A 9,127-nucleotide genomic window follows, 5' to 3' on the forward strand; every position below is an offset into this window, starting at 1 on the left:
GATGCTGATCGGCGGGCTGGGCAAGGGCGGCAAGGGCTACTACGCGCTCGACATTACCGACCCCACGACGATCACCACCGAAAGCGCACTGGCCGGCAAGGTGATGTGGGAATTCGGCGGCCCCTCCAACGCATCGCAAGGCACCCTGGGCTTCACCTATGGTGACCCGATCGTCGTGAAGACCAAGAAGTACGGCTGGATCGTTGCGGTGCCGTCGGGCTACAACAACGCCGATGGCGTGGGGAGGCTCTTCATTCTGAACCCGACGAACGGCGCCTTGCTGGAGTCGATTTCGACGGGCGTCGGCTCCGCAAGCTCGCCCTCCGGTCTGGCCTATGCGTCTGCCTATGTGGCCGACTACACCGACAACACGACGGACTCGATTTACGCGGGCGACCTGCTTGGCAACGTCTGGCGTTTTGATCTTACGGGCACCCCGGCGGCCTATCCGGCACCGACCAAGATTGCGCAGCTGACCGACCCGAGCGGCAATGTGCAGCCTGTCACCACACCGCCGCTGATCGAGATCCAGCCGAACTCGCTCAAGCGCTACGTCATGGTGGGGACCGGCCGACTGCTCGGCAGCACCGATATCGCCAGCAGCCAGACGCAGAGCTTCTACGTCATCTATGACGGCGTGGTGCAGCGCTTCAACAGCAGCACCGATCTTCCGAGCGGCGTCACGTTCCCGATCCAGCGCAGCAATCTCAATGCGGACACGAATCTGCTGAAGGGCATTGGTAGCGCACCGACGTCGGTCATGGGCTATTACATCGACCTCAGCCAGTCGTCCAACGGCGTGGCCGAACGCGTGAACGTGGCCCCGGTGTCGAACTTCGGTACGGTGTCGTTTGCCGCCAACTTGCCCAACGGTGACGCCTGCAATCCGTCCGGCAGCAACCGCGTGTTCTCGCTGGACATCGGCACTGGCATCAGTCGCGTGGTCAATAGTGCCGGCGTGCTGCAGCCGTACTTCACCGGTGGGGGGCTGATCGTTGACCTCTCCTATCTCAACGTCAATGGTTCCGTTCGACTGGAGGCGGGTACGGACAACAGCGCGGTCAATTCTGTGCCACTCGTTCCGACGGTGGTTCAGGCTATCCGGCAGATTAACTGGCGTGAGGTTCCTGTCGCCGATTGACGGCGACAGGGCGACGATGACGTTGCACCGCGAAGTGGTGAGACCGTCAGTTAGGAAGCGATAAGCTGTATGAGACGAGCCTGGATCGTCTGCACGGTCGCCGCCGTGGTGGGGCACTTGGCATTTTTGCAGGCTGCTTGCATTTGGATTCCACAGGCGGGGAGGGGCGACCTGCCGGGGGGAGGGGCGCTGTTGCTCGTGAACCTGCCGACGGCGCCAGCGAGTCAGGGCACTGTCGGTGATGTGGAGAGCGGCGCTAGTACGCAAGATGCGCCTGGTTCGTCTAGCGGTCCAGCGACAGCGAGCTTGCGCTCCAACGCAAACTACCAGCAGGAAAGGCGGACGCACGCGGCTTCGCTTTCCCAGGACGTCGATGGATTGCGGTTCTATACGTCGACGGAAGTGGACCGCCAAGCCTTGCCGGCAAGCGCACTTGAGCTTCTGGATGTGATGGCGCTAGTGTCAGACGCATCGACTATGGTGTTACGCGTCTATATAGGCAGCGAGGGCGCGGTCTTGCGCGTAGAAATTGTCCGCGCTAGTGAGGGGAACTACGCTGCTGCTGCCAGGCTGGCTTTGATCCTGATGGAGACGCGTTTCGTTCCCGCCAAGCGGCTTGGTACAGATGTGGCCGCGGTAAGAGAACTCGAATTTCAGATTGACCCCTCCGGATAAAGCGGTCGGTATGTCTGGCTTTTCGATGCCCGCATCCACAGGCAATCGGTGAAACTGGAGGTGACGTATCGCACCTGGCGAGGAACTCATTTGCGCACGCTAGCCGCCGCAACCTCATCCAGCACGTCTCGAAACTCCGCCAGATCCTCAAAACTCCGGTACACCGACGCAAACCGGATATACCCAATCTTGTCCAGCCGCTTGAGCTCGCGCATAACCAGCTCACCCACGCGGTCGCTGCCGATTTCCTTCTCGCCGTGGCTAAGGAGTTTTTCTTCGATGCGGGCGATGGCCTCGTCGATGGCCTCGGCGGAAACAGGGCGCTTGCGTAGCGCCAGGCGCATGGAATCCTTGACCTTGTTGCGGTCGTAGTCGACGCGGCTGCCGTTCTTCTTGACGACGGCCGGGAAAAACAGCTCGATGCGTTCGTAGGTGGTGAACCGGCGGTCGCAGGACTCGCATTTGCGGCGCCGGCGCACGGTATCGCCTTCCTCCGACATGCGGGTCTCAATCACCTGGGTGGCCGCGTGGCCGCAAAACGGGCATTTCATGCCGGTCTCCTGAGAAACCTCAAAGAACGCACTGCGCTAAAAGAACAACGCCGCGACGGCCCGCTCGGGGCGCATCGCGGCAAGGGTACTACGTGGCCGCTGGCGCATGTGCCGCGGCCATTGCCAACTGCTTAGGCGTAGACCGGGAACTGCTTGGTCAGCTCAGCTACCTTGGCGCGCACGGCAGCAATGTTGGCTTCATCGTGCGGGTTGTCCAGCACGTCGGCAATCAGGTGCGCCACCTTCACGGCCTCGGCTTCCTTGAAGCCGCGCGTGGTCATCGCCGGCGAGCCCAGGCGCACGCCCGAGGTCACGAACGGCTTTTCCGGGTCATTCGGAATCGCGTTCTTGTTGACGGTGATATGCGCGTCGCCCAGCACCTTCTCCGCTTCCTTGCCGGTGATGTTCTTGGCGCGCAGGTCAACCAGCATCACATGGCTTTCGGTGCGGCCCGACACGATACGCAGGCCACGGGCCATCAGCGTTTCTGCCATCACGGCGGCGTTCTTGACCACTTGTTGTTGGTAGGCCTTGAACTCGGGCGACAGCGCTTCCTTGAACGCCACCGCCTTGCCGGCGATCACGTGCATCAGCGGGCCACCCTGGATACCCGGGAAGATCGCCGAGTTGATGGCCTTCTCGTGTTCGGCCTTCATCAGGATCACGCCGCCACGCGGGCCGCGCAGGCTCTTGTGCGTGGTCGTGGTCACGAAGTCAGCGTGCGGCACCGGGTTCGGGTACACGCCCGCGGCAATCAGGCCGGCGTAGTGGGCCATGTCCACCATGAAGTACGCGCCGATCGACTTGGCGATCTTGCCGATGCGCTCGAAATCGATGCGCAGCGCAAAGGCCGATGCGCCAGCGATGATCAGCTTCGGCTTCTTCTCTTGCGCCAGGGCTTCCAGCGCGTCGTAGTCGATGTCTTCCTGGGCGTTCAGGCCGTAGCTGACCACGTTGAACCACTTGCCGCTCATGTTGAGCGCCATGCCGTGCGTCAGGTGGCCGCCTTCAGCCAGACTCATGCCCATGATCGTGTCGCCCGGCTTGAGCACGGCGAAGAACACGCCCTGGTTGGCCTGCGAGCCGGAGTTCGGCTGCACGTTGGCGGCTTCGGCGCCGAACAGTTGCTTCACACGGTCAATCGCGAGTTGCTCGACCACGTCCACGTACTCGCAGCCACCGTAGTAGCGCTTGCCGGGGTAGCCCTCGGCGTACTTGTTGGTCAGTTGCGAACCCTGCGCGGCCATCACGGCCGGCGAGGTGTAGTTCTCGGAGGCAATCAGCTCGATGTGGTCTTCCTGACGCTGATTTTCCTTCTGGATAGCGGCAAAGATCTCGGGATCGATCTGGTCGATCGTATAGCGGCTGCGTTCGAACATGGCGAGTGTCTGTCAAAAACGAAACGGAAAAGGCGATGGTCGGGCGAGGCGGGGAAACGCGCGCGGCTCGGGCAACTGCATCCGCCTGCTTCAGGCCGTTGCAGCCAGGTGCCCAAGTCACCCTGCTTCCCATTCGCTGCCCAGGCGAGCGGCAGGCGTCGTTGTGCATGACGCCAGAAACCTTGCGCTTCCTCGTGGTCGGTGCCCACTGCCGGAGTTTGCCGCACGTTTCATGTGCAGCCCGGGATTCGCCAGTCGCGCAAGGTGGAATGGTTGCCCGCGAGTGTACGACAGCCCCTTGAGCGCCGCAAGGCGCGGGGCGCTTGTCCAAGCACATTGCGGCGCAACAGGCGGCAACGCTTCAGGTAAACTCTGTTTTTCGCTTTTTTCAGGCTTGGAGACATTCCATGATCGTATTCGTGACCGGCGCGACGGCCGGCTTCGGTGCAGCCATTGCGCGACGCTTCGTGCGGGAAGGTCACCGCGTGATCGCTGCCGGTCGCCGCCAGGATCGCCTGGATGCGCTCAAGGCCGAGCTTGGCGACGCGCTCCTGCCGTTCGTGCTGGATGTGCTGGACGCCGACGCTGTCGCCGCGTTGCCGGGCACGCTGCCCGAGGGCTGGCGCGAGGTTGACGTGCTGGTCAATAACGCCGGCCTGGCGCTAGGCCTGGAGCCCGCCCAGCGCGCAGACCTGACCGACTGGGACCGCATGATCGGCACCAACTGCTCCGGCCTGGTCCATATGACGCGTGCGCTACTTCCGGGCATGGTCGAGCGCAACCGCGGCCATGTGATCAATATCGGTTCGATCGCCGGGACGTACCCATACCCGGGCGGCAACGTCTATGGCGCCACCAAGGCGTTCGTGCGCCAGTTCTCGCTGAACTTGCGTGCTGACCTGACCGGCACGCGTGTGCGCGTGTCGAACGTCGAGCCAGGCTTGTGCTCGGGCACTGAGTTCTCCAACGTCCGCTTCAAGGGCGATGATGCTCGCGTGGGCAAGGTCTATGAAGGCACCGAGGCCCTGACCGCCGACGACATCGCCGAGGCCGTTTACTGGATGGCGGCGCTGCCCGCGCACTTCAATGTCAACGCAATCGAGCTCATGCCCGTTTGCCAGTCATTCTCGGCCACGAGCCTGACGCGAGGTATGGCTTAAGTCGTGTCATGCTGGGTTTGCCGCAGCGTGCAAGCCCTCGGCCGGCCGGTGGATGGCTGGCCGTCACATGAGCCTTGGTAAAATCGCCGGATGTCTTCTTTTGAGTGGAACCTGCGCGTGTATTGGGAAGATACCGACGCAGGCGGCGTGGTGTTCTACGCCAACTATCTGAAATTCTTTGAGCGCGCCCGCACTGAGTGGCTCCGCGCGCTCGGGGTCGACCAGCAGGCGCTGGCCGACACGGCCGGGGCCATTTTTGTGGTGCGCAGCACCGCTGTGGACTACCGCGCACCTGCCCGCCTGGATGATCTGGTGCAGATCCGTTCGCGTATGGAACGGGTCGGGCCGGCATCGGTCCAATTTGCCCAGGAAGGTTGGCGCGGCGACGTTCTGCTCGCCTCAGGCACGATTCGCGTTGGGTGTGTCGACCGACTCACATTCCGGCCGACCCCGATCCCCGCTCCCGTACTCGCAACCATCAAAGCTGCCGCATGAATCCCGTCGAGGTCACACAAGATCTGTCGATCGTCTCGCTGGTGCTGCACGCCAGTCTCTTGGTCCAGTTTGTCATGGGCCTGCTGCTGGTGATGTCGCTGTTCTCCTGGACGTACATCTTCCGCAAAGCCTTTGCCTTGCGCGCCGCGCGCAGCCAGACCGAATCGTTCGAGCGCGATTTCTGGGCCGGCGGCGATCTGCATGCGCTGTATCAAAGCGCGGCCAACAACCGCCACAAGACGGGTGCGCTGGAGCGCATTTTCGAGGCTGGCATGCGCGAATACCTCAAGACGCGCGAGCAGCAGCGCGGCGGTGGCGACCCGAGCGCCATCCTCGATGCTGCCCGCCGGGCCATGCGCGCCGCCTACCAGCGCGAGATGGATTCGCTCGAATCGCACCTGCCGTTCCTGGCTTCGGTCGGCTCGGTCAGCCCGTACATCGGCCTGTTCGGCACGGTGTGGGGGATCATGAACGCCTTCCGCGGCCTCTCCAACGTGCAGCAGGCCACGCTGTCTGCGGTGGCGCCGGGTATTGCTGAAGCGCTGGTCGCCACGGCCATCGGCCTGTTTGCGGCCATTCCGGCAGTGATTGCCTACAACCGCTACGCCACCGAGATAGACCGTCTGGCCAACCGGTTCGAGAGCTTCATGGAGGAGTTTTCGAACATCCTCCAGCGCCAAACGCGTTAAGCGCTAAGGACGGATCGCTATGGCTACCATCCAGCGAACGCGCCGCGCCCGACGGGCCAAGGCCGACATCAACGTCGTTCCGTACATCGACGTGATGCTGGTGCTGCTGATCATCTTCATGGTGGCGGCGCCCGTGGTGAACCCCGGTGTAGTCAACCTGCCGACCGTGGCCAACGCTACGCCGCAGCAGACCCAACCGCCCATCGTCGTGACCATCAAGGGCGACGGCACGATCCTTGCTCGCATCAAGACGGGCTCGGGTGCCACCGAGCAGAAGCTCGCCAACAACAATGAGTTGCGCGCCTTCGTCAAGCAGCGTACCGACGAGAACCCTGATCAGCCAGTTGTCATCGCCGCAGACAAAGCCGTGCAATACGACCGCGTGCTGACGGTGATGAGCGTATTGAAGGGCGATGGCATCAAGCGCGTCGGCCTGATGGTGAAGTCGCAATGAACGCGAAGATGTTTCCGGGCGAGGCAACCTGAACGTCATGGCTACAAGGTCGTTGAGCCCTGCGTTGCATCGTTACGAGCCTGTTCGCGAGCGCGGCACACTGCGCGCGTTCGGACTGGCAGTCCTCACGCATCTGTTGCTGATCGCCTTCCTGTACTTTGGCGTGCAGTGGCAGAGCAGCACACCGCGTGGTGAAGAAGCTGAACTGTGGGACGAGGCTGCCGTTCAGCAGGCCGTCCAGACGGCGCCTCCTCCGCCTGAGGTCAAGCCGGAGCCCGTTATCAAGGCGCCGCCGACGAAGGTGGAAGAGGAAGCCGACATTGCGTTGGAGCAGCGCAAGAAGCGTGAGCATGAAGCTGCGGCCGCAGCGGCTGCTGTGGCGGCCGCGCGTCAGGCTGAACTCGCCCGCCGCGCCGCTGAGGATCGTGCCGAAGCGCAACGCCAGGCGCAGCTAAAGGAGCAGCAGGCCCGCCAGGCGGAACTTCAACGCAAGGCCCAGGCCGAACAGCAGGCCAAGGAAAAGGCGGCTGCCGCTGAAGCACAGGCCCGCAAGAACGCGCAGCTGCAAGCCCAGGCAGAAGCCAAGGCCAAGGCGGACGCTGAAGCCAAGCAGAAGGAATTGAAGGCCAAGGCTGCGGCCGATGCCAAGGCCAAGGCTGATGCAGAGCGCAAGGCTGCCGAGTCGAAGGCCAATGCCCAGCGCAACGCCAATTTGGCGCGCATGCAGGCTCTGGCAGGTGGTGCCGGCAAGGCGGAGGGCTCGGGCGGCGGTGTTGGCAATGCGCAGGGCACGGGCGGTACGGCGTCTGCCGGGTATGCCGAGCGCGTGCGCGCCAAGGTCAAGCCGAACATCGTATTCGACCCGGGCGCCATCAGCGGCAACCCGGCAGCAGTGGTGGCGGTGACGATGGCGCCGGACGGCTCGATCCTGTCCAAGCGGCTGACCAAGTCGAGTGGCAACGGCGCCTATGATGAAGCCGTGCTGCGGGCTGTAGATCGCTCCGACCCGCTGCCGCGCGATACCAACGGCAAGGCACCGTCGAGCGTCAACCTGACGTTCCGACCTAAGGAATAACGCGCTGGCGTCGCCCGAGTGGCGCTGGCTTCGGTTCACAGATTTGATACGGACGATGAACATGATGAAGATGTGGATTCCGATCTTCCGACGAGCCGCGCAGGCATTGCTGCTGACTGCAGCATGCGCTGGTGTGGCCCACGCCCAGCTCAACGTTGAGATTTCGGGGGTCGGATCGAGCCAGTACCCGATCGCCATCGCTAACTTCCAGGGCGAGGCGGAAGCCCCGCAGAACCTCTCGGCCATCGTTCGGGCTGACCTGGTTCGCAGCGGGCGCTTCTCCAACGTGGATGTCGCCGGCGCCGTGGTGCCGGACAATCCGGCCCCGGACCTGGGTGCCTGGAAGACGCGTGGCGCTGCTGCCTTCGTGGGCGGCACCGTCACGCGCAATGGCGACCGCTACGAGATCCGCTTCCGCCTGTATGACACCGCCAAGGGCGAGAGCCTGGGTGGTCTGTCGCTCACGCGCGGCCCAGGGCAATTGCGTCTGGCTGCGCATGAAATTGCCGACTACATCTACCAGAAGCTGATCGGCGAACGAGGCGTGTTTGCGACGCGCCTGTCGTATGTGTCGAAGGTGGGCCGTCGCTATCAGCTGCAGATTTCCGATTCGGATGGCGCCAACCCGCAGGTCGCCTTGACCAGCAACGAGCCGATCATTTCGCCGTCGTGGTCGCCGGACGGCACCAAGGTCGCGTATGTGTCGTTCGAGCTCAAGAAGCCGGTGGTGTATGTGCACGATCTGGTGGCGGGTCGCCGCACGGTGATCTCGAACCAGAAGGGCAACAACTCCGCGCCATCGTGGTCGCCCGATGGCCGCCGCGTGGCGGTGGCGCTTTCGCGTGATGGCAATACGCAGGTCTACGTGGTCAATGCCGATGGCTCAGGCCTGCGCCGCCTGACCCGTAGCAGCGCCATCGATACCGAACCGTCGTTCTCGCCGGATGGCCGCTCGATCTACTTCACCAGCGACCGTGGAGGCGCCCCCCAGATCTATCGCATGTCGGCTGATGGCGAAGAGGCGGGCGGTGCCCAACGTGTGACCTTCAAGGGCGGCTACAACACGAGCCCGCGCGTGTCGCCGGATGGCAAGCTGCTGGCGTATATCTCGCGCGTGGGTGGTGCGTTCCGCCTGTACACGCAGGACCTGACCAACGGCGACGTGAACGCGCTGACGGACACCTCCTACGATGAATCCCCGAGCTTTGCCGCCAACGGCAAGTTCATCCTGTATTCCACACGCGTGGGCGGCAAGACAGTGCTGGCAGCAGTGTCGACCGACGGCCGTACGCGTCAGATTCTTTCCCTCCAGGCCGGTGAAGTTCGTGAGCCGGCATGGGGCCCTTTCATGCAATAACGAAGCCGTTCCTTTAGGAGAAATCGGACATGTCGAAGTCCCAAACCATGATCAAACTCGCAGCGATTGCCACGCTGCTGGCCCTGGGCGCTTGCAGCTCGGGCGTCAAGCTGGATGACACCGCCAAGAATGGCACGGGCGGTGCAGGCAC

The 9,127-nt window shown here is 63.3% G+C and carries 10 protein-coding genes, 1 pseudogene and 1 riboswitch; of the genes and pseudogenes, 9 read left to right on the top strand and 2 right to left on the bottom strand.

What is annotated here, in order from left to right; translation table 11 throughout:
- On the top strand, nt 1–1,141 hold a 1,141-nt coding region (locus JHD73_RS24525; RefSeq protein ID WP_269848305.1), incomplete at its 5' end, for a pilus assembly protein.
- 306 nt (nt 1,142–1,447) lie between these two features.
- Nucleotides 1,448–1,816: a hypothetical protein gene (locus tag JHD73_RS24530; RefSeq protein WP_199032782.1), complete on the top strand. Its 369-nt coding sequence runs from the start codon at nt 1,448–1,450 to the stop codon at nt 1,814–1,816.
- A gap of 86 nt (nt 1,817–1,902) precedes the next feature.
- Here JHD73_RS24530 and nrdR read toward each other — a convergent pair whose 3' ends face one another.
- Complete coding sequence (gene nrdR, locus JHD73_RS24535) at nt 1,903–2,367, bottom strand: transcriptional regulator NrdR (RefSeq protein WP_199032783.1); 465 nt, start codon at nt 2,365–2,367, stop codon at nt 1,903–1,905.
- Between the two features lie 131 nt (nt 2,368–2,498).
- Nucleotides 2,499–3,746 carry a serine hydroxymethyltransferase gene (gene glyA / locus JHD73_RS24540; RefSeq protein WP_021195235.1) on the bottom strand — a complete coding sequence of 416 codons (1,248 nt, stop codon included), beginning with the start codon at nt 3,744–3,746 and terminating at the stop codon, nt 2,499–2,501.
- A 131-nt stretch (nt 3,747–3,877) separates the two neighbouring features.
- Nucleotides 3,878–4,015: riboswitch (ZMP/ZTP riboswitch) on the bottom strand.
- Between the two features lie 138 nt (nt 4,016–4,153).
- Here glyA and ydfG point away from each other — a divergent pair.
- From ydfG to JHD73_RS24575, 7 genes and pseudogenes are all read left to right on the top strand, one after another.
- Entirely contained in the window at nt 4,154–4,906 is a 753-nt protein-coding gene (gene ydfG, locus JHD73_RS24545; protein WP_199032784.1) for a bifunctional NADP-dependent 3-hydroxy acid dehydrogenase/3-hydroxypropionate dehydrogenase YdfG, read from the top strand.
- Nucleotides 4,907–4,996: 90 nt separating this feature from the next.
- Complete coding sequence (gene ybgC, locus JHD73_RS24550; protein ID WP_199032785.1) at nt 4,997–5,401, top strand: tol-pal system-associated acyl-CoA thioesterase; 405 nt, start codon at nt 4,997–4,999, stop codon at nt 5,399–5,401.
- Nucleotides 5,398–6,090, top strand: coding sequence for a protein TolQ (tolQ, locus tag JHD73_RS24555; RefSeq protein WP_199032786.1), 693 nt, complete (start codon nt 5,398–5,400; stop codon nt 6,088–6,090). The genes ybgC and tolQ overlap by 4 nt, the downstream gene beginning before the upstream one ends.
- 19 nt (nt 6,091–6,109) lie before the next feature.
- Nucleotides 6,110–6,544: a protein TolR gene (gene tolR / locus JHD73_RS24560; protein ID WP_199032787.1), complete on the top strand. Its 435-nt coding sequence runs from the start codon at nt 6,110–6,112 to the stop codon at nt 6,542–6,544.
- A gap of 37 nt (nt 6,545–6,581) precedes the next feature.
- The gene (gene tolA, locus JHD73_RS24565) at nt 6,582–7,619 is read left to right on the top strand and encodes a cell envelope integrity protein TolA (protein ID WP_199032788.1); all 1,038 of its coding nucleotides are present in this window, start codon (nt 6,582–6,584) and stop codon (nt 7,617–7,619) included.
- Between the two features lie 70 nt (nt 7,620–7,689).
- Nucleotides 7,690–8,976, top strand: a complete 1,287-nt coding sequence (gene tolB, locus JHD73_RS24570) for a Tol-Pal system beta propeller repeat protein TolB (protein ID WP_233177143.1) — start codon at nt 7,690–7,692, stop codon at nt 8,974–8,976.
- Nucleotides 8,977–9,005: 29 nt separating this feature from the next.
- Nucleotides 9,006–9,127, top strand: a pseudogene (locus tag JHD73_RS24575) (peptidoglycan-associated lipoprotein); the annotation flags it as partial.

The organism is Ralstonia sp. ASV6 (assembly GCF_016429285.1).
Classification (GTDB): Bacteria; Pseudomonadota; Gammaproteobacteria; order Burkholderiales; family Burkholderiaceae; genus Ralstonia; species Ralstonia flaminis.